This is a genomic window from Coleofasciculus chthonoplastes PCC 7420 (genome assembly GCF_000155555.1).
Lineage (GTDB): Bacteria > Cyanobacteriota > Cyanobacteriia > Cyanobacteriales > Coleofasciculaceae > Coleofasciculus > Coleofasciculus chthonoplastes_A.
On the sequence record NZ_DS989852.1, the window covers coordinates 146,386 to 167,171 of the forward strand.

Annotated in this window: 16 protein-coding genes; 10 read left to right on the forward strand and 6 right to left on the reverse strand. The window is 43.8% G+C overall.

What is annotated here, in order from left to right; translation table 11 throughout:
• The first annotated feature begins 479 nt into the window (after positions 1-479).
• The 9 genes from MC7420_RS17675 (at position 480) to MC7420_RS17720 (ending at position 13,551) form a co-directional block, all read left to right on the forward strand.
• Complete coding sequence (locus MC7420_RS17675; RefSeq protein ID WP_006102062.1) at positions 480-863, forward strand: hypothetical protein; 384 nt, start codon at positions 480-482, stop codon at positions 861-863.
• A gap of 1,388 nt (positions 864-2,251) precedes the next feature.
• The gene (locus MC7420_RS17680) at positions 2,252-2,623 is read left to right on the forward strand and encodes a roadblock/LC7 domain-containing protein (protein ID WP_006101937.1); all 372 of its coding nucleotides are present in this window, start codon (positions 2,252-2,254) and stop codon (positions 2,621-2,623) included.
• A gap of 457 nt (positions 2,624-3,080) precedes the next feature.
• Entirely contained in the window at positions 3,081-3,746 is a 666-nt protein-coding gene (locus tag MC7420_RS17685) for an MIP/aquaporin family protein (protein WP_044208012.1), read from the forward strand.
• Between the two features lie 216 nt (positions 3,747-3,962).
• Positions 3,963-4,505, forward strand: a complete 543-nt coding sequence (locus tag MC7420_RS17695; RefSeq protein WP_006102003.1) for a GTP-binding protein — start codon at positions 3,963-3,965, stop codon at positions 4,503-4,505.
• 228 nt (positions 4,506-4,733) lie between these two features.
• Complete coding sequence (locus MC7420_RS17700) at positions 4,734-6,728, forward strand: tetratricopeptide repeat protein (RefSeq protein WP_157453210.1); 1,995 nt, start codon at positions 4,734-4,736, stop codon at positions 6,726-6,728.
• A 349-nt stretch (positions 6,729-7,077) separates the two neighbouring features.
• Positions 7,078-7,632, forward strand: a complete 555-nt coding sequence (locus MC7420_RS17705; RefSeq protein WP_006101919.1) for a protoglobin domain-containing protein — start codon at positions 7,078-7,080, stop codon at positions 7,630-7,632.
• Between the two features lie 157 nt (positions 7,633-7,789).
• The gene (locus MC7420_RS17710) at positions 7,790-8,437 is read left to right on the forward strand and encodes a GTP-binding protein (protein WP_006102094.1); all 648 of its coding nucleotides are present in this window, start codon (positions 7,790-7,792) and stop codon (positions 8,435-8,437) included.
• A gap of 358 nt (positions 8,438-8,795) precedes the next feature.
• Positions 8,796-10,931: a pentapeptide repeat-containing protein gene (locus MC7420_RS35370; protein WP_006101889.1), complete on the forward strand. Its 2,136-nt coding sequence runs from the start codon at positions 8,796-8,798 to the stop codon at positions 10,929-10,931.
• Between the two features lie 313 nt (positions 10,932-11,244).
• Positions 11,245-13,551, forward strand: coding sequence for a pentapeptide repeat-containing protein (locus MC7420_RS17720; RefSeq protein ID WP_006101876.1), 2,307 nt, complete (start codon positions 11,245-11,247; stop codon positions 13,549-13,551).
• Between the two features lie 46 nt (positions 13,552-13,597).
• On the opposite strand, the gene MC7420_RS17725 is transcribed toward MC7420_RS17720, so the two are convergent.
• The 3 genes from MC7420_RS17725 to MC7420_RS37040 all read right to left on the reverse strand — a co-directional run bounded on the left by MC7420_RS17725 (position 13,598) and on the right by MC7420_RS37040 (position 16,305).
• A complete protein-coding gene (locus MC7420_RS17725; protein WP_006102073.1) occupies positions 13,598-14,959 on the reverse strand; it encodes a D-alanyl-D-alanine carboxypeptidase in 1,362 nt (453 codons plus the stop codon).
• A gap of 144 nt (positions 14,960-15,103) precedes the next feature.
• On the reverse strand, positions 15,104-16,003 hold the full coding sequence (locus MC7420_RS17730) for an inositol monophosphatase family protein (protein ID WP_006101969.1): 900 nt from the start codon (positions 16,001-16,003) through the stop codon (positions 15,104-15,106).
• A 107-nt stretch (positions 16,004-16,110) separates the two neighbouring features.
• Positions 16,111-16,305, reverse strand: coding sequence for a hypothetical protein (locus MC7420_RS37040; protein WP_006101895.1), 195 nt, complete (start codon positions 16,303-16,305; stop codon positions 16,111-16,113).
• 314 nt (positions 16,306-16,619) lie between these two features.
• On the opposite strand from MC7420_RS37040, the gene MC7420_RS17735 reads away from it, so the two are divergent.
• Positions 16,620-17,045: a DUF1824 family protein gene (locus MC7420_RS17735; RefSeq protein ID WP_006102109.1), complete on the forward strand. Its 426-nt coding sequence runs from the start codon at positions 16,620-16,622 to the stop codon at positions 17,043-17,045.
• 37 nt (positions 17,046-17,082) lie between these two features.
• Here MC7420_RS17735 and MC7420_RS17740 read toward each other — a convergent pair whose 3' ends face one another.
• From MC7420_RS17740 to btpA, 3 genes are all read right to left on the reverse strand, one after another.
• Entirely contained in the window at positions 17,083-18,057 is a 975-nt protein-coding gene (locus MC7420_RS17740) for a vitamin K epoxide reductase family protein (protein ID WP_006101989.1), read from the reverse strand.
• A 63-nt stretch (positions 18,058-18,120) separates the two neighbouring features.
• On the reverse strand, positions 18,121-19,314 hold the full coding sequence (locus MC7420_RS17745) for an RNA-guided endonuclease InsQ/TnpB family protein (protein ID WP_006102007.1): 1,194 nt from the start codon (positions 19,312-19,314) through the stop codon (positions 18,121-18,123).
• Positions 19,315-19,562: 248 nt separating this feature from the next.
• Positions 19,563-20,414 (reverse strand): photosystem I biogenesis protein BtpA, encoded by an 852-nt coding sequence (btpA, locus tag MC7420_RS17750; RefSeq protein ID WP_006101966.1) that lies wholly within the window; start codon positions 20,412-20,414, stop codon positions 19,563-19,565.
• Positions 20,415-20,786: the final 372 nt, after the last annotated feature.

Genomic DNA, 20,786 nt, shown 5'->3' on the forward strand with positions numbered 1-20,786 from the left:
TTAAAACAGTGGTCAAGTATTTTCTCAAACCCTTATGAGGGTAGCGATCCAGAAAAATTTTACCCACAACTTTAAGCTTGCCAGCCTACTACTTATATGTGAAGTTACCCCAGAATTATGAGAAGCATGGCACAAAAGTATAAGAAATGTTAACAAAATCAATTTAGGGGATTGGTCATATTCAAGTTATGAAGGCTTCAAGGGTATACCATTGAAGGGTTTGGAGGCTAAACAGCTCAGTAATATCTATCTATAGGTAGAGATGAGCTGGAATCAAGGCTTGAACTCAATTGTCGGTCTGATCTTCTCAGCGATCCATAAATAGTCTACCCTGATTGTAAATTTTTTTAAAAAAAAGCTCATTTCTCCGGAGAAGTTCACTATACTGGTTTTTACCTTCGTAATTTCTTACATTACAGAAATTGATTAAAGGTTTGTTACATAAAGACCATTTTTTACCCCCGATAGGAGGAACGTCCATGGAAATGACAACTCGTGAAAACTTCACAAAGACGTATTCATTCAACCAAAAGGTCACAGGCTTCTTAATTTGGACATTTACCCTAACCGTAAGTCTCTTAGTGGCAGGGTTTCCGCTGATTGTCTTAATGGTGGCGCTTGGAGCAATTATGGCGATTTCCTTACAATCACTTTTGCCGATTAGTGCCGTTTTGCTCGTCGCCGTTGGTTTGATTGGCGCGAATGTTTTTGGCATTTTGTTCGGCGCTGCCGTATTAACCTTTAAGGGCGTCAATCCTAAGGAAGTTCGTTGGTTAAGCTGGTTACATGGTGAGCAGAATATTCTTCATAAGTCAATTTTTGCAGCTTGCCCGCTCACCTGTGACTATGAACTTACAAAGTAGGACTCCACTTGGTACTCAAAAATTTGTCAACATAGCTTGATGACTTAGTAAGTTTTCCATCAAATGGTAGTGTGGCCCGGTTTTAACCGGGTTTTTTCATGGGTGGGTCAGACAGGGAACGGGGAACGTTTTGGGATCGCTAAAATCCTTGATATACCGTAGGGCTTGCTGCACAAAGCCAAAACCGCAAAGCCCATCAATACTTTGAGCTTTATTTACAGAGGGTTTTCTTCAAGGAAATGGGGTAGCATCCTTCATAAGTACGGCATCACCTTGCTCAGGGAAAATGTACCCTTGCTCCCCCAGGTGACACACCGAGCGTGTTACTGAGCGGAGTCGAGGTAAGCGATGCCCTGAGCGTTCGACTGAACTTCGACAGACTCAGTTGCCGCGCTCACGCCGAAGTCCTGTCGAAAGGTCGAGGTGTTCCCCTGCTCCCCCTCACCACAACACTTATTCAGCAGCCCCTACCGTAGATATACCGTAACGCGATGCAAGAAGCGTCTGGAGAGCTGGGGGAGAAAAATAGGTAATTTTCTGCGGGGAGGGAAGTAAGCTTTATTGCCACAGCTATAAATAAAAAAAAATTATTGCTTTAAGTAAAAAAAGAATACTTAACTGTATTGACAATTATTTAGCGATCGCACTAAGGTTTAGATAACGTAAAACATGTTATACACATGTAGTACAAACCTAAACTTCTCAGGTAATAAAATTTGTTCGCTAGTGTAAATTGGCAAACATAAACGACCCACTTATTGACCAAATAGTTTTTAGCTTCTAGGTCACTTAACAAGTACCGCTACGCGGAAGTAAAACATCAGTAAAGATGTTCTATTTCACGTCACGATAAAAGCGAAATGTCTTTTGTCATGACTAAGTTAAGCTTATTTGTTTGAACGGTAGGCTTCCCTTACGCCAACCTCACCGACTTGCGCTGAAGTTAGCTTTGTCTCATCAATTTTTTCAGGGTGAATACTACGGTACTGTTCTCTCTGCCCAAATTACCCTCGCTTACTTATGGAATGATCAATTGAATTGAGTTGAACGACTCAATCGGCAAAATAATTCTTACTCAGGAGTTTTAAAACGTCTTAGTGTTATGCAGATGATGTTTTTAAACTACTGATTATACTGTTTTAGGTGTAGCATTTAATGCAAAGTGTTTTTGGTGATTTTAATTGCCAATCATAGATTCATTTGGGCGTTTATAAACACCAATAAATTATTAAAAAAAACTTTAAAATTTAATTTATAGAAAAGATCCGGACTTAAGATTGTTTTAATAGAAAGCTTAATTGAAATAAACATTTTTAGTTTGTTTCAATCGATCAAAGACTAATAAGTTACTGAACCTAAATCTCTGAAAATACGTTAGGAGCAAAAAAATGCCGATTGACTCTGACAAAATGACCCGTATTCTCCACAACTTTGTCTCTAAGATCTCTGATGTGGAGGGAGCTGCCGTGGTAACTCCAGATGGTTTGCCACTTGCATCCAGTTTACCCGGTGGTATTGATGATGTGCGGGTATCTGCCATGTCAGCTACGATGCTGTCTCTGGGCGAGAAAGTTGGAGCTGAACTTGCTAAAGGCGGCATGGATCAAATCAGCGTTGTCAGTGGTGAAGGGTTTAGCATTTTGACCAATTGTGGTAACGATGCTGTTTTAATCGTCCTCGCCGGAAAAGATGCCAAACAGGGTGTTTTACAGTTAGAGATTCAGCGTGTCGTTAATGACTTGAAAGTGGCGATGAGGTAGTCTATTTAGCCAATTTATAAGTTGACTAATCTGGGAAGCTACTTGTAATTTTTATCTCCCAAATCTCAGGCTAAGATATAGCTAAAGTTTACTTATAAACTTAGCAAACAATTGGGCATGAATGAAAATTACAGTGAGTTTCTATTAAATTGGCATTCTCTTTCTAAGAGTACAGACTCAAGTCTCTATCGTCTCTCTTGTTAATCATCAAGAATGGGCAGGATATTCGGTTTTCTGTAAAGCCTGAATCAATCCAGTTTCAATCTTCACACGATGAGTTGTAACCTGAGTTGGACATTAATTAACCAACTCAGTAAAAAAACAATCAAGGTATTGCATCTCTAACACAGGGACATCAATTAAAAAATCTACGACTGGACTCGTTAGTAGCCTTAAATCAAACCAACGTTTATCAACCAGTCAACTGACATGATGTACTGTAGGAGACATGACAGCGATGAAATGGAAAGCATTCATTGCCGAATTTATTGGTACGTTTGCCTTAATCTTCATTGGAGTCGGCGCAATCGCCGCAAACCATATCACCGAAGGAGGTGCTGGACTAACGGGTATCGCTCTCGCCCATGGATTAACCATCGCGGTAATGGTGAGCGCCACAGCCGCCGTTAGTGGTGGACATCTGAATCCCGCTGTGACATTTGGAGCATTGCTCACCGGTAAAATTGATCCCAAAAATGCGGGTGGATATGTTCTCTTCCAGTGTTTAGGTGCAATTTTTGCCGCTAGTCTGATTAAACTAAGTATTCCCATTCAGGTTTTAAATGCCGTCAGTATGGGTACGCCAGCGTTGGGATCAGGAATTAGTCCTATTGCTGGAGTAGCAATGGAGTTTTTTCTGACATTCTTCTTAGTTTTCGTTATCTTCGGTACCGCCATTGATCCCCGTGCCCCCCAAGTTGGGGGCTTATTTATTGGCTTAACCGTAGCCCTAGATATCCTCGCTGGAGGTCCCATCAGTGGAGGGGCGATGAATCCAGCGCGACATTTAGGACCCGCGTTATTAGGGGGAGGACTGGGTAATATTTGGGTGTATTGGGTGGGTCCTTTATTAGGAGGGGCTGTAGCCGCTTTACTTTACGAACTCACGTTGGCAAAATCTTAAAACTTGTCAACCTTAGGAGTGGGTGCCCCGCGTCAATAGAATGACGTTCAGTTGTGAATTAATCTTAGCGGGTCGCCCCTCAACGAGCAAAATATTGCAACCAATTCTCTTCCAATTCAATAGATTCAATGACTTATATCTATTAATCAAGAAGACGGTTGATGCAATCCGCAAAAAAATGAATGAATTGCGCTGTGTTGTTATGGAGTCAAATCAATGAAATTTTTACGGGTCATTGTCGCAGGTCCTGTTAGTTCGGGGAAATCTACATTTGTGAAAACGGCTAGTGACACTGGCGTCATTGAAACCGAACGCTTTGCCACTGATTCCACATCTTTATTGAAGCCTCAAACGACTGTTGCTTTTGACTTTAGTCGCCTGATCCTCAGTCCGGAAATGGAACTGCATATTTACGGGACTCCTGGTCAATCGCGCTTTGACTTTATGTGGGATTTATTAATTCAAAGAGCTGATGCTTATATTCTGTTAGTAGCAGCCCATCGTGCGGATGATTTTTCCTCGGCTCGTGAAATTCTTACCTATATGCACCAACGTGTACAACTGCCGATGCTCATTGGTCTGACTCATACCGATTGTCCAAATGCCAAGTCGGTAGAAGACGTGACCAGAGAATTGAGTTGTCTCAATGACGTAACCTGTCCAAGCATCGTGACAGTTAATCCAATGGATAAAACCTCGGTGTTTAATATCCTCATGATGATAAAATCTCATATTCTTAAAGAAGTTGACATCAGCTAATTTTATGTCGTCATAGATAAAAATCAAGCTATTTTGAGTAGATTTTACGCTTATAGCTGGCGTTTTATAAAAAATTGAGTCAGGATAGATTTAAAGGAATGTCTAGATTTTTTCAGCGTAGCTGGCTTCTTTTCGGTCAGCGAGTTCCTCTCCGTTAACGTGAATTGTCCCTACCTACTTAAGCGCGAGTGATAATGATCGTTTGGCGATAAACCATTGGAGCAATCGATGAGTGAAAATAAATCACGGTATGAATTACACTTTCATGGTCTAGTACAAGATGCGGTGACAGTTGAACCCAGTCAAGCGAAACAGATTTATCAAAATACTTTGACACAACCGACGTCCATCTATCAGTTACCCCTGCAACTGGCGGATTTTACAGGGCGTCAAGGGGAACTGGAACGCCTGACAGGAGTGTTAAAGCAGGCAAGATCAGGTCAAGAATCCCAGGCTGCGATCGCACTCGTCACGGGTGTCACAGGTGTGGGCAAGTCGGCTTTAGCGGTGCAAGTTGCCTATGAGTTACAATCTGACTTTCCTGATGCTCAACTTTATGTCAACCTGCGCGGGAGTGAAGGACAACCTCTCGACCCCTTAGACGTACTTGCGGGGTTTCTGCGGGTTTGGGGTGTGGAGGATCAGTCGATGCCTCAAAGTTTGAGTGAACGGTCTCAACTGTATCATTCTGTGATGGCAGGGAAACGGGTATTAATTATCCTGGACAACGCCCGCGATGAGTTTCAGATTCGTCCTTTACTCCCTAAATGTTCCACTTGTGCGGTTTTAATTACGACTCGCCGCCAGATTAATGGGTTGGAGGAGGCGACGATTGTCGAATTACCGGTGATGAGTGAACCCGAAGCGCGATCGCTCCTGGAAAATCTTATTGGTGCAGAGGTAATCGCGGCTGAACCAGATGCCACTCAACACATTATTACTCAGTGCGATTATCTGCCGTTAGCACTACGGATTACAGGGGGTTTTCTGCGCCAATCCCCCCACTGGCAACTGGCGGATTACGCCAGCAAGCTGGAACATGAAAAGCAGCGACTGGCACAAATGCACTTGAGTGATTTGTCGGTACGCCCTAGCCTAGTGCTGAGTTATCAGTCATTGGATGAAGCCTCGGCGCGTTTGTTCCGGTTACTGGGACTTTTAGTCGGTGTGAATTTTAAGGCGGAAGTCGCGCCAAGGTTGTTGGAGGTGGAACCTGCGATCGCGCAGCACTCTTTTGATACGTTAGTGGCATGGCAGCTTGTCACCCCAGTAAGTCCTGGGCGCTATCGTTTCCATGATGTGGTGCGCTTGTTTGCCCGAGGACAGTTGGCGCAGCAAGAACCTGCGGATGTGCGACAAGCGGCTCGATTACGGCTGAGTCGCTGGTATCTGGAGACGGCTGAAATGGTGGATTTGGCGATTAATCCAGAAACTCGTCGCCAGTTGGTTCAGTCTGTGGTTAAGGGTAAAGAGCAAGCGCCGACAGAGCGTCGTTGGCTGTTGACAGCTCTCTACTGGTTTGAAATCGAGCGCCCGAATATATTAGCGTCGGTGGAGTGGGCGCATCAAGCGGAGGCGTGGGATGTGGTGGTGTCTCTAGCTCAAAATTTGGTTAATTTCTTTAATACTCATGGGTACTGGGGAGACTGGGAACGCACTCATGGACTGGCTTTGGAAGCCAGCCGAGAATTAGGCGATCGCGACAAAGAGGCGCAGACGCTGATTAATTTGGGGAATGTGTATTCGTTAGCTGGTCAATGGGAGAAGGCGAACCAATGTTATCAGCAGAGTTTGGGTATTTTTAACGAGTTGAGCGATCGCCCCGGAATGGCAAAGACGTTAAGTAATCTGGGGAATGTGTATTTTCAGCAGCAGCAGAACCAGAACGCGATCGATTGCTATCAGCAGAGTCTGTCCATGTTCCAGGAGTTACGCGATCGCTACCGAGAAGGTCAGACGTTAGCCAATATGGGTATTTTCTCTGCTCAAAATAATCAACCAGAACAAGCTATTCAGTTGTGGCAAGACTCGCTCACAAAACTTCATCCAAACTTGCCCAAGTTTCAACGAGTCGCTGAATGGTTACAGTCGATTAAAGGACAAAGCGTTGAAACCTCTTCTTCCACTCAGACGCCTCAGCCTCAGCGTCTCATTCTTTATTGGGGGGGCGCATTTATCCTGGCGATGAGTTTAATTCTGTCTATCATTATGTTAGCGGGGTGAAACATCTAATCCACTGGCTCGTTTTTAGAGCTACACAACTCTAGAGATTAACTTCATAAAACTATACAGAGTTAAATCCAAAAAATTACCAGAGCTTCCGGATTTTGGAAAAAATCCTGGAAAAGCTTGAATAGTTAATGGTATAGCTGTCGCCATAAAGATTAGGACAAATTGAACGGATTAAACAACCCCGTACAGATAATAAACCTTATGCCCTCTGCCTTTTAACATTCACTCAAAATATTCATGATTTTATCATAAAACAAGCAGACAATACTCTAGAAAAATTGCTAGAACTAGAGAAGACTCTATTTTGAGACTTACCCTAAAATCCAGATCAGAGAAAAATATGACCCTGAACGCTTATGATTTTTTGCAAAAAATGCAAGATCGGATTTATTTCACTGAAACCGATAAATCCCTCTTGAAATTCCATGCTGATTGGGGGAAAGAAATTGCACCAGAGGTAGCCGAACAGTTCTACGCCTACTTAGGCAGCGATCCAGAAATGAATGCAATTTTAAATCACACACCTGATCGCATCCATCGGCTCCGGGAAACCTTTGTTCAGTGGTTCTACGAAATGTTTACGGGTATGGATGACTGGGGTAATGCTTATGCTGAACGTCGTTGGCGAATTGGCTTGGTGCATGTGCGAATTGGCATTGGACCGCAACATGTTGTTCCGGCGATGGCAACGGTGATACGAGATATAGACAAACGACTCAAAGCCAATGACAAACCGGCTGAACTGCAAGAAGCACTCAGTCGAATTTGTATGATCGATTTAGCCTTCATTGAGCAAGCCTACATTGAAGTCAGTTCAGCCGCCGTACTTCAAGAAACAGGCTGGACTGAACGTCTATTTAAGCGACTCATTGCCGCCGGAGCCAGTTCCGTCTAAATGGTTAGATAACACTAAAGGTTAGCTAATTAATTTCGGGTGTAGTGCAATTCCGGGTAATTTTATATTTTTTTACAGCGGTGTGCTGTAAGTAAGTTACTCGCTTAACGGATCTGACATTCATAAACTTAGGTGAAATACTGCGGAGAAAAGTATAATGGAAACAATGCGTCTTGTCGTAACCGGAACAGTGGGTGCTGGTAAATCGACGTTTGTACGAACCTTTAGTCAAACGACAGTAATTGACACAGAACGCAAAGCGACAGATAACACATCACTAATGAAGAAACGCACAACTGTTGCTTTCGATTTTGGTACACGCATTTTAGGTCGGGATATGGAGTTACAAGTTTATGGGACTCCCGGTCAATCGCGCTTTGATTTTATGTGGGATTTATTGATTCGTCGCGCTCATGCCTATATTTTACTGGTGGCAGCTAATCGTTCTAGCTCTTTCAATGATGCTCGCGAAATTATCTCGTTTATGAACAGCCGAGTCCAAATTCCGATGATAATCGGTCTAACTTGTATGGATTTACCTGGCGCTTTGGGACAAGAGCATGTTGCCTTTGCCCTCGGCTTTATGAATGACAAAAACCGACCGCCCATTGTTACACTAAATCCTAATGAAAAAACGTCAGTTTTTGAATCATTGATGGTGTTAATGGCTCACCAGTTGTTACAAAGTAGTAAGAGCAAAGGAAATGCCGCCTTGGGAAATGTCGGAGGTAGTCGTCAAGCTGAACCCCTGAAGTCAAGAACGAAGTATCAGTGGCCCAAGCAACAGTTTTCATCAGGGCTATAAGATTTGATCCCAAGTTGCGTTCTAACCTGTCTGATGGGAGCGAAGCGAAGAATCTGGTCGGAACCATCAATGGTGAAGACAGTACCAAATGGCTATCCTTACTATCCCAGCCAAGACGGTGGGAGGGATAGCCGCTTTTGGGTGATGTCCCAGAAAGCTAGACTAAGGTATGATGAAGAGTAGACTCGTCTTAGCAAGGGTTAGCTGACTTAGTTATGCGATCGCAGTTGCTCCTTCTCCCGTCGGCAAAATTTGGCTAGTGCAGTGGGGCGGTCAGTACTGACCCGCGAAAATCTCCCTTGCACACCCCTATACTGCTCGGCTAAGAAGAGAGTTCAAATCAACATTTTTTTGGATCATGACGGGGCGCATCTTGCCAGAAAGCGAACAATTGAATTTATCAGGTGAGGACATTTCTGGGTCTGACTTCAATATTCAGCAGGCTCAAGAGGTTATTTATCAATTTTTGATCAAACTTGTTCATCACAATCCCCCAGAAACTGTATTACAAGAGTTTCGCCAATTATTTATATTTGGTAAAGAGCCGAGTGAGCCTCATGTAAAAACAGCACTTGATACAATTATTGCCAGCAAAAATGATAAAGAATTCAGAAATACTTTAAAACGATCTTGTTATATTTTAATTAATAACTGGTCTTCAAAACGCAGTTATAATTTTATTCAAAACCTGATTCAATTAGTTGGTGATCCTCCGCTGAAGCCGACAACTATATCCCCTTCCATGACTCGGCTAAAAGGGTATGTTGCTAATTTTGTTGATAGCCACGATTATCAAGAACTGAAATTATTTTCGGCTCCCTATACGGCTGAATATGAAGCCGAACAACAGCACTGGAGTCATCGGTATACATCTTATTTATTAGTTCCCCAATATCTGGACTCTCGCAATCCAATTGAACAGCGAGAAACTGCCAAAAATCTATCTAGACGGCTGAGGAAAAAATTTAAGTTCGATCTAGCCATGTATACGGCTCGATATGATTCTCCTAATTTTAACTCCGATAAAAAAATTAGTAATCCAACTCGTCTAGGTCCTCACGTCATCCAACTGATTAAAAAAATAAGCTCTCGGCAACTATTGGTTAATTGCCGAAGTTATGCTGATCATTTAAACCAATACGTTACAAATAAAGACTACCAAGACTTTAAACAGGATTTAAAAAAGTATTTGTTGTTTTTAATTAACACTCCCGTTTATTCGGGAATACTCGATCAGTATTTATTTGCTCGATTAGATAGTCTTTATGAAAATCATCATCTCAAACCGATTAGTGGTGATTTACTACTACGAACATGTCGGCGAATGATTGAGGTACTAACCACTGAAGATGGTCGAGAACCTTCGACTCTGTTTATTTTGTTAACGAATCGTGGCAACCCTTTAACCTTAGTCGTGATTCTCCTGAAAATTATTTTAATTTGTAAATATGCTCAAACGCATCTTGATGTTTGTATTGCCCAATTAATTCGATATTACGAAAATTCTACTGAAAAAGACTGTCAGTGGTTGATTAATTTCTTGGAAGTTTTCAAGATTGTTTTTGCTATTTGTACCGAAGACACTCAATATAACATCGTTAAACTTAGTGATAATGACGATGAGCCAGATGCTTATGTTATGGATCTTGATAACTATCGCGTCTTTTCTCAATTGAAAGGAACGGATCTGCGGAACGCTGATTTAAGAGGAACAGATATCCGTTATATGGATCTGAGAGCAGCAGATTTACGGGAGGCTGATTTGGCGGGGGCTGATTTGAGCAAAGCCGACTTGAGTCTTGCCAAACTCAGTCAGACAAACTTAAGCGGTGCGATGCTTGATCGCACGGAGTTAAGCGGTGCGATGCTTCAAGATGCTAATTTGAGCGGTGCGAGTCTCAGTGAAGCAAATCTACGTTGTGCTGACCTGCGACAAGCTAATCTATGCTGTGCAATTTTAAAGAGCGCTAAACTGCGTCGTGCTAATCTCCAGCAAGCCGATCTGAGTAGTGCTGACTTAAGTAATGCTAGCTTGAATTCTGCGAATCTAGTGAATGCCAACCTGCGCTATGCTGATCTGAGCAATGCTGATCTCAGTCAAGCCAATCTTAAGGATGTAGATCTCAGGGATGCTAATCTTAGATGCGCTCAACTCAATTGGACTCAGCTAAACCATGCCAATTTAAGTAGTGCTAACTTGGATCGGGCGGATCTCAGTTATGCCAGTTTGTGTCATGCTAATCTTCAGAAAACGAACTTAACTCGCACAGATTTGAGCAATAGTAACCTCAGTAGAAGCGATATGAGTAAAGCTTTGCTACGTCACGTCAATTTGACGGGTGCAAATCTCAATCATGCTAATCTTCTTGATGCCAACCTGTTTAATGCAAATCTCACGGATGTGAAGGTTAAGGGAACTCGATTTGGGAATAATTCTGGACTCTCTGAGCCAATGAAGCAAGAACTCAAACAACAGGGTGCAATTTTTGGATAAGTAGACGGGAAAATTTAAAGTTAACGGTGAGGAACTCGCTACCCTTGAGAAGCAAGCTACGTCATTCGTCATTCGTCATTGGTCATTCATCCTTTGTAAATTCTCTCTCCCATCTTCCCCATCTCCCCCATCTCCTCCATCTCCTCCATCTCCCCTGTATGCCTGCTCCCCAAGATGCTACGGATTTTGGTTACAATAAATGTTTCCGATAAAGAATATTTTGGGAAAAGGTTAAACTAGAGGCAGAGACTGTCGCCGCTATGGAGCAGTAGAGACAGATAACCACCAGGATTAGCCAACTCATTGCCTATTTATGGAGGGGCGCATCATACCAGACAATCAGCAAATCGATTCTTCGGTTGATGGAGAATCAAAGCAGCAACGGATTCAGCAAGCTCAGGAGGTTATTTTTCAATTCCTACTCGATCGAGTGGAAAATGACCCTCCTGAAACTGTTTTGCAGGAATTTAAGCAGTTATTTTTTTCTAGTGAGTGTACACCAAATCCAGATGTCGCTCGCTCAATGTATGAGCTTCTTGAGCAAAAGAATGAGCAAGAATTCAGAAATACTCTGAAGCGGTCTTGCTATATTTTAATTAACAATTGGTTGGCAAGTCGGCGCTCAGACTCGATAGAGGAGTTGATTCAAACGCTGGCTAAGGTAGACTCAGTTAAATTTACTGTATCTCAGACCCTGAATCGTTTGAGAACGTGGATTGCTAATTTTATTGAAAGCCAAGACTATCAAGAACTTAAAGTCTTTACCTCAAGCCGTACCGAACGTCGAGGGTGGAGTCATCGATATGCTTATTATTTATTGTTACCGCAATATTTAGATTCTCAAAATCCAGTTGAGCAGCGAGAATTAGCTAAGAAAACGGCAAAACGGTTAAAAGAGAAGTTTAAATTTGAGCTAGCAATGTACACCGTGCATTGTAATTCGCCAACCTTTAAAAAGGAACCGCCCCCGAATCCTACTCGACTGGGCAATGGAATCATTCGTCTGCTCAAACAACTGATATCGCGTAAGTTTCTGCACAGTTATTCCCATACGGCTGATGTGTTTGTTCAGCAGAGCAAAACGCTGACTTATCGAGACTTTAAGCAGAAATTACTCGACTATTTACTCTTTTCAACGAGTCCTCATCAGTCGATTGATTTTTTCAAAAAGACTCTGACCGAAAAACTAGAGATGCTCTATGAGTCATACAATGAGGAAACGACGACCATGGAGCTATTACTGCGAACGTGTCGGCGCACCTTGGAATTTTTAACCACAGAAAATGGGCAGGAACCCTCCCCACTCTTTATCACTCTCACCAGCCAAGGTAGTCCTCTGACAATTGTAATTCTCCTGCTCAAAATTATTTTATTGTGTAATTATGTTCGCACTCATTTAGATAATTGTATTGCTAATCTAATTCGCTATTACGAAAAATATCCGGAAACAGAATGTCGGTTTTTTATTCATTTTTTGGATATTTTTAATGTTGTCTTTGCCATTTATACGGAGAACGTGCAATTTGATGTCGTCAAAATTAAGAAGGGCGAATCAGCGGTTTCTGAGTTGGAGGCATACCGCATTTTTTGCCAATTGAAAGGCGCTAATCTACGCGGGAGTGATCTCAAGGGAGCTGACATTCGCAATAGTGATTTGAGTGCTGCCGATTTGCGGGAAGCAAATCTCAGCAGTGCGGATTTGAGTGAGGCAAATTTGAGTCTGGCTAAATTGGGGGGCGCTAATTTAAGTAGCGCCATACTCCTGGGGGCTGATTTAACGGTTACTGACTTGAATTCTGCCAATCTCAATGGCGCTAACCTAAATAACGCCAATCTGAGTCGTTCCAACTTGCAAAACATTAATCTGCGTCGCGCCAGTTTGATTGGGGCGAAACTGCGACATACCAACCTCCAACAGGCGGATCTCAGCCATGGAAATTTGAATCAGGCAATTCTCACAGGTGCCAATCTCAAGAATGCCAATTTACGACAAACTAGCCTCCAGTACGGGGATTTAAGTGAGGTTGACTTGAGTGAGGCAAACCTGAGTCAGGCGAACTTAACAGGTGCAGATTTACAGCGCAGCCAATTGGATCAAGCGAATTTAGAGGGGGCGACTTTAGAACAGGCAAATCTGAGTGGAGCCAGTCTATTCAGAGCCGATTTGAGCCAAGCGAATCTCAGCAATGCTCAACTGAATCAGGCGATGTTAAGGGGAGCCAATTTACAGGAGGTGCGATTGCGTCGGGCTATCCTCAGTCATGCTAATTTAGAAGGGGCAAATCTGAGTCGCGCTGATTTGAGTCGTGCTGATTTAAGTCATTTAAATCTCAGGGGAGCCGATTTAAGTCATACGTTTCTGCGTCATGTCAACTTGACGAATGCGGATTTGAGACAGGCAAATCTCACAGGCGCGAATCTGTTCAATGCCAATCTGAGTGGTGTGAAAGTTGAGGGAGCTATATTTAAGCAAAATGCGGGCTTATCTGCTGCTCAGGGGAAAGAATTAGAACAGCGAGGGGCTACGGTTGAGTTGAGTCAGCTAAAATCGCGCGATCGCAATGTCTGGAAACATCCCCTTCCTCCACATTCCCTATTGCCGAACCAATCGGAAAATTAGTCTTATGTCTTATGTCCTTTGTCACTGTTTCCCATTCTCTATTTCCTCATAATTCATTGACAATTTCATTGCTAGAGGTTTTACTGGCTCGTTCGGGATTGGGTTGTAAGGGTTCGGGTAATGATTGAACGGCTCCCCACTGGCTCATAAAACTTTGCAGCAGTGCTTCTTGTTGGGCGCGAAATCCTTCCAGGTTGTAACCCATATTCATCGTAGAAAACCAGATAATTCCCTGCTGCTGCGTGGGTAAAGCTCCGCCTAAAGCGCTGACATTATTTAAACTTCCGGATTTAACAATAGCGAATGGGGGAAGTGGACGTTCGTTTAAAATACCTTCATCTTGTCCAACAACCGCCAAGACATCGCCAAGGCTCATATTATAAGGTTGAAGGTATCGAGCAATGGCGAGAAATAAACCGGAAGCCGCACGGGGAGAAATCTTATTTTGATCGCTTAATCCAGAACCATTAACTAACGTAATTTCAGCTTGAGGAACGCCTGCAGCGGCGGCGGCTTGTTGGGCGACAACATTCGCTCCTCCGACGGAGTTGGCGAGCATGTCCGCCATTTTATTATTACTATATTGATTCATTTTTTTGATCAGTTCAGCCAGGGGGAAGGAATAGTGACGAATCAGGGGTTGGACGTTGCTAGGAGGGGTGGGGGAGACTTGTACCGAACCCGCGATCGCAACTTGTGGTTTGGGGGTGTCTGGGGGTAGGGTTTGATATTGGGTTTGGGCGGCGGGAGTCCAAAGTTGACTATTTAATCCTTGTCTGAGAAGAGTCCCTGATGTGAGTGGCTCAAACTCAAAGTTCATGTAAAATTTGCCTGTGATTATTAAATTCCCCGCTACCTGCTGGATACCCATCTGATTGAGGAGATTACCGAGAGCGATCGCTTCTTCCCAGACAAAGAATGGATCGTCTCCCCCTTCAATCACTAAGTCTCCTTGGAGAACCCCGTTTTCCACAGCACCCGTTGCGCCAATCAGGGTAATGAATTGGTGATCGGGACCAAAGGTTTGTAATGCAGCCAGGGAGGTGGCGACTTTGGTGATAGAAGCCGCAGGTAAGGGAACAGTACCTTGATAATTCGCTAGCAGAGTATCCCCAGCTTGAATCCAGATCCCATGATTTTCCTTGGCAAATCCTTTGGCGGCTAAACCATTCATGTACTGCTCAATTTGCGCTTGAATCGCCGGATTGGGATTATCCGGGGAAGCGAGTGAGGGAACGACTGGTTTTTGCGCCAATTCCGCTTCTGCTGGACTGTCGGCGACTGAGACGCTATCGATCTCGTTTTCGTTGGCGGAAGGTTGGGAGGGATTAGATTGAGGGGAACATCCGGCGATAACGGTTAGGAGAGTTAGGGATAGTGCAGTCGTCAAGGACAGGGGTTTGAGCATTTTATATAAAAGATTAGGAGTTCTCGATTATAGCTTCCTAATTTAACCTGTACTACACTCCTAGACAAGATTTATCTCTGCAACTATCAGCACTCATCCACCCGACTGTTGTCGAACAACGAATGACATAAGACATAAGACTAATCAAGCAATTTGACTTCCCAAAACTTGGTTTTCCCGCTCAATTTCCCCTAAAAAACTACGGAAACTTTTTTCGTGATTTTGCTCCCAACGCTGAATAATATGGAGAATTTCCCGTAATAGATAGCCGGAACCACAGGCAACATAATCGACAATATATTCCGATTCCAGACTGAGAGACGCCAGAGAATTGCCGCGAAAATCAACCAGATAACCGCCGGCTGATTTTAAAATTGGATAGGCGAGCAAATTATAATTATCCGAAAGATGACGACATTCGACCATGAAATCAGCAGCGCCTCGGGCGATTTCACAAAATTCCATGGCTGAGTTATCAACGGAGCGAATATCCCGACAGCATACCCACAAGGGGAAACTGCCGCTCAATGCTTCTTTTGCCCGATGATAGCCGGGACGTAAGTAGGCGATCGCGTCCTCTAGGGAGACTTGAGAGTGACAGTAAATCTGAGTGTAGTCTTGACTGTGAGCGTTTTGAAAATAAGCAGCAGTCTGAGTCCCATAGTAGCAATCTCCGGATCGTAATCCTTGCACATAAGCAAAATCGAGATCCCCTAAGGTGACGTCGGATGATTTTGCCGCGATCGCCATAACGAAAGACGGGTCACCCACTTGACGTAACCAGTTGGATGTCCCATCGATTGGATCGACAAATATAGAATAGTTAGCGTGAGGATTGAGCTTTGGATGTTCTCCTTCGAGATAAAGGTTAATGGGATAGTCAGCTAAACAAGAGCGGACAATTTCACTCGCCTGACAATCAATTTCATGTTTCGCTTTTCCATTGATGTTTCCATTGATGATTGACTGATGTTGGTAAGGGAGATTGTCTAAAAAAGTGGCTAGATTTGCGGCAATTGATGAACAGATGGGTAAGTAATCCATAATTAAAGAACTCCTCTGCGGAGATCTATACCCTTAATTTTCTCGGTAATACGCCATGAACGGTAAATATTACCGGGACTGATGGGCATAGATTTAGTAAATATGTACTACAGGCGACTGACTAATTTAGTCTTACTGGAGACAGTTGGCAGATTAAATAGCCGCTCTAGTTCTTGGACAGGTTGACGATGAGTGGTATCAACGCTGGGCATTTCCTGCCAACAGTGTGAACAGAACCAGTAGAGATGATGGTGGCTAATGTGCCGAAGTAAGGGATGGGAGCAGCAGGGACAAGTATTCATAAATTTTGCAGATCTTTTCTTTTGATGTTTTTTTATGTATAAATATTATTTTTACGTAAAAATGTTGACTAAATCTTGATCGATATCTCTGAAAGCTTGTGATAATAAAGGCTAAAAAATGTGATTAATTTTACATGAATTGAGTGATCAATATCATGTTGAAGTGATACCAAATCTGATGAAGTCACCCTAGGCGTGAACTTGGGTACTTTTTCCTTCTACCCTCTGTGCGTTCTACTGTGTGCCTTTTGCCCTTTGCCTTCTGCTGTGTACCTTTTGCTATATCATCGATCACGTTATTGTCGCCGCCAGTTATGTCTACCCAAAACTCTACCCCTCTAACCCTCTCAGACGCTCAAGCGCTTCTCGAACCCTTCAACTGCATTGAGAGTCAACCTGTGGTTTCAGATGCCGAAAAAGAGAAACTGCGGCAAGCCTTAGCGTTACTTGCCGAACATTCAGATTATCAAATTTTTGGTATTTGCGCGAATACAGCGGCTCAGGGTTTATCGGCGCTCAAAACCTATGCTCAAGCTTTAGGGTATCAACCGAATCTTGACCTGACTCCGATTGAGGGAGCGGTGTATATCAAATATAACGGCAATTCAGGATTGTTTTATATCGATTCCTATACGGGTGAGCATCGCGGTGTTTTAGTATCCTGCCAATCTTCCTTTGAAGGGGGTATTAATGAAATGTATGGTCATCTCCCCCTCGATTTATTTGCGTTGTCGGATTAACCGTGTAGAGACGTTGCATGCAACGTCTCTACAGTTCTCACCGAGGCAATTGATACTTAAAGTCGCGTTTTCCTTGGTAGTTGGTTAAATCTGCCAATTTTTCCAAACTCTGAACCCCAGGATACAACTGACCATTGATTTCCCAAGTGGGATACCCTTGTATTCCCGCTGCTTGGCACACTTGAGGCTGCGGATTTTTCCCAGCCGGATTACACTCGATATAATCGATTTCGCTAAAGGCTTCTTTGCCAAATAACTCCTTTTGATCGTGGCAATGGGGACAAGTAAACGCACCATATTTTTTAGCACCAACGGCGGTAAGATGACGAGCGAGTTCCATTTCCGCTTCGCCAGAGGTGGTGGTTATTTTCCAGCCGTAGGGGGCTGTGGGTGCAGTGGTTACTGGGGGAATCACGCCACTGTCTACTCCACCAGCCGTTGTCTGTTCACCACTCATGCCATAGATACCCAAGGTGCCAATCAGCGCTACCATACCGACAACAATGCCCGTGAAAAACAGTTGTCCCACATCTTCCCACTCACGCCCAATGATCGTCAGCACGAATAAGGCGATGGAGCAGAAGGCGGATACCAGGCAATAGATACAAAAGGCATTAATTACAAACGACATCAAATAGACAAGATAGCCGCTGAAGATAACCATGGCGGTTGAGCCAGCAAACATCAGCAGCCAACTCCCATCGTCTACTTGTCGCCGAAAGTCTTTGTTAGCCGATGATTTAACAAGTTGGGGGGCAAAGGCAAATACCGCGATCGCAGTATAGGCTAAAAAGCCAAACAAGCTTAGGGGTACACCCAAAAGCCAAGCATAACTACTACTTAAGACAGCTTGACAGTTGATTACCTCACCTGTGGGACATACGGCTTCTTTAAACACCCCAGTTTCCACCAAGGTAAGGTAAGCCGTATCTAAAGCACCAAGAATCGCGATCGCACCAATGATTGGGCGGGAGTGGCGATGAATCCAGGGAGCAGAACGTCGGCGTCTCATAATTTGTCTATCAGCAGTGACATACTCCTACACTAACCTGAGTACAGGTATAGTGTAGGCTTCTCAACCAATCCGGCTATTGCGTAGGAGACGTTGAGCTTTAAGAACGGGATGCCCCTCCGCTCTATTTTTTATGTTGATAGCTGCGTTATGATCACGGTCAAGACTGCATCCACAATGGGGGCAATCATGCCATCGAACGTGCAACTTTTTGGGTACTTTCTCGCCGCAATTGGAGCAATCTTGTGATGTGTTATGGGCGCTTACTGGAATTACCAACTTCCCAGCATTCTCGGCTTTGTTTGTCAGTATCGACAGAAAGTTTGACCACCCAGCATCCAACACAGATTTAGACAATCGGGTGCGAACAAGTCCTTTAATATTTAAATTTTCATGAGCAACTACATCATATTTCGACAGCAGATAATTAGCTGTCTTGAAGTGAAAGTCCTTCCGTTTATCTGCTACCTGCTTGTGTTGTTTTCCTAGTTGCTTGATAGCCTTAAGCCTACCCTTACTCCCCTTTTTCCGGCGGGCTACCCGTTTCTGGATAACTCCTAACCGTTTTTGAGCTTTACGGTAATGTTGAGGTATCGCAATAGTTTCACCATCGGCAGTTGTCAAGAATTCCTTTAAACCTACGTCAATCCCTGTAATTGAATCTGGGTGAAAATCTGGCTTTATTTCCGGAACTGTCTTGTCTGCCATCGATAAGGTCAGATAGTAACCATCAGCTTTCTTGGTAACAGATGCTGTTTTTATTTTGAATCCATCAGGGATAGAGCGATGTAGGATAACTTTAACTTGGCCGAACATCGGTAAGTTGATTAGATTACCTTGCCAACACCCATCTTTCATCTGGGGATAAGTCAAGGTGCGATATCGGTTACGGGCTTTAAACCTTGGCTTCCCGCTACGTTGGCCGTTGCTATCGCCTTTGAGGAATTTATCAAACGTTACCTTTACTCTCTTGACTACATCCTGTAGGACTTGGGAGTAAATTTCTTTATACCAGGGATGGGTTTTCTTTAGTTGAGGTAAAGTTTTTTTCTGAGAATAGTAATCTGGGGGGTCTCTTAATTCAGGAAGATGACAGATTAAGGGACAAGCGTTTACTGGAGAACGGTTTTGCTCATACCAGTTGAATCTATCAGCCAACAAATAGTTGTACTCAGCGCACAGCATAGCTAGCCATCTGTCAAGTTCAATGACTTGCTGTTTGGTTGGGCGTAGCTTGTACTGATAAGCGGTTCTCATTGTCTCCCCAAAGGCTGGTGACTATCTTAATATACACCAATTACAGTTTCAGCGCTAAAGAGGTACATCGAAAATCAACACTCACCCGATTAATTTATTGGTCATTTCTGTACCGACAATGACCCGCCTATCCATCCCGACACCAACCTGGGTTGTTACTGAGCCTGTCGAAGTACAGGTATGGTGTGGGGCTTCCGGCGAACAGAGCTAACAATTTCAGGAATAAGCGAGAAATTTATGGCTCACTCCTACTTAGAATGTAACTTGACCGAAGACATGGGTTTCGGCGACGCTGTCGTGTTAACACCACGTCGTACCGCTTCCACAAATTGACTGACGCGAATCGGGTCAATGGGTTGCTCAATTCGTCCCCGTCGTTTCAGGGAACTGGAGACAATCACCCCGTCGGCGGCTTGCATCAAGGTGGGAATATTTTCCCAGTTGGCACCGCTACCGATGAATACAGGCGTTCCATTAGCGGCGGCTGAGGCTAATTCTAAGTCTTCTAGACTGGGAGGACTACCTGTTGCCCAGCCGGAGAGGATGACGCCATCGGCTAACCCTCGTTCGATGGTTTCTTGTACCGCCGTAGTCAAATTCGGTGATCCCAAGGGGCGTCCATGCTTAACCAAGACATCAGCTAAAATTTGCACATCACTACCGAGTTCTCGGCGATACCGCAACAGTTCGTAAGCTTGTCCTTCGATTAATCCTTGATCCGTTGCCATGACTCCGGTGAGAACATTCACCCGAATAAACTGGGCACGGACACAACTGGCGATCGCGATCGCGCTTTGGGCATCATTGCGTAACACGTTGATCCCCACGGGTAATGTGACCAAATTCATCAACCGTCCCACAATTAAGGTCATCGCACTGACGACAGCGGGATCGACTTGGTTTTTGGTGAAGGGAGCATCAAAAAAATTCTCCACGATTACCCCATCAACTCCCCCTGATGCCAGTGCTGTCGCCTCTTGTTCGGCTCGATCAATCACCGCTTTTAAACTTCCTCCCCAACGGGGAGACGTTGGCAGGGGTAACAGATGCACAACGCCAATGATGGGATTGGGTGTTTTGAAAATTTGTTGTAAGTTCACGTATCTACCTGAAAACCGTTCACAAGAATTTGAATATACTCAGGTTTGACAACCACAGAGACTCTCTATCTAACTAATTCGATGGATTGACAAATGGGATATACCATGGTAATTGACAGCATAAATCTCTCAGAATCCTAACCATCGCCTAATTCTTAAGCACCAACCGCTAAGTAGGGTAACGTCAGCAGACGCTCGCTAATAGTCGCCCTTCCCCCAGTCAAGCGTCAAGTTAGATTAAGTTACCGAGTGTATTGCATATATTAATAAAATTTTATATAAATAAGTAACGGGGTTAAACTAGAGCAACCAAAGAACATCCGGACTGGTGGAGCGTGGGTAAACTCTAAGACTATGCCCCTATGAATCGAG

Excerpts from the sequence above, each read along its gene's own strand:
- MC7420_RS17675 (WP_006102062.1), top strand. The coding sequence starts at position 480 with ATGGAAATGACAACTCGTGAAAACTTCACAAAGACGTATTCATTCAAC.
- MC7420_RS17680 (WP_006101937.1), top strand. The coding sequence starts at position 2,252 with ATGCCGATTGACTCTGACAAAATGACCCGTATTCTCCACAACTTTGTC.
- MC7420_RS17685 (WP_044208012.1), top strand. The coding sequence starts at position 3,081 with ATGAAATGGAAAGCATTCATTGCCGAATTTATTGGTACGTTTGCCTTA.
- MC7420_RS17695 (WP_006102003.1), top strand. The coding sequence starts at position 3,963 with ATGAAATTTTTACGGGTCATTGTCGCAGGTCCTGTTAGTTCGGGGAAA.
- MC7420_RS17700 (WP_157453210.1), top strand. The coding sequence starts at position 4,734 with ATGAGTGAAAATAAATCACGGTATGAATTACACTTTCATGGTCTAGTA.
- MC7420_RS17705 (WP_006101919.1), top strand. The coding sequence starts at position 7,078 with ATGACCCTGAACGCTTATGATTTTTTGCAAAAAATGCAAGATCGGATT.
- MC7420_RS17710 (WP_006102094.1), top strand. The coding sequence starts at position 7,790 with ATGGAAACAATGCGTCTTGTCGTAACCGGAACAGTGGGTGCTGGTAAA.
- MC7420_RS35370 (WP_006101889.1), top strand. The coding sequence starts at position 8,796 with ATGACGGGGCGCATCTTGCCAGAAAGCGAACAATTGAATTTATCAGGT.
- MC7420_RS17720 (WP_006101876.1), top strand. The coding sequence starts at position 11,245 with ATGGAGGGGCGCATCATACCAGACAATCAGCAAATCGATTCTTCGGTT.
- MC7420_RS17725 (WP_006102073.1), bottom strand. The coding sequence starts at position 14,959 with ATGCTCAAACCCCTGTCCTTGACGACTGCACTATCCCTAACTCTCCTA.
- MC7420_RS17730 (WP_006101969.1), bottom strand. The coding sequence starts at position 16,003 with ATGGATTACTTACCCATCTGTTCATCAATTGCCGCAAATCTAGCCACT.
- MC7420_RS37040 (WP_006101895.1), bottom strand. The coding sequence starts at position 16,305 with ATGAATACTTGTCCCTGCTGCTCCCATCCCTTACTTCGGCACATTAGC.
- MC7420_RS17735 (WP_006102109.1), top strand. The coding sequence starts at position 16,620 with ATGTCTACCCAAAACTCTACCCCTCTAACCCTCTCAGACGCTCAAGCG.
- MC7420_RS17740 (WP_006101989.1), bottom strand. The coding sequence starts at position 18,057 with ATGAGACGCCGACGTTCTGCTCCCTGGATTCATCGCCACTCCCGCCCA.
- MC7420_RS17745 (WP_006102007.1), bottom strand. The coding sequence starts at position 19,314 with ATGAGAACCGCTTATCAGTACAAGCTACGCCCAACCAAACAGCAAGTC.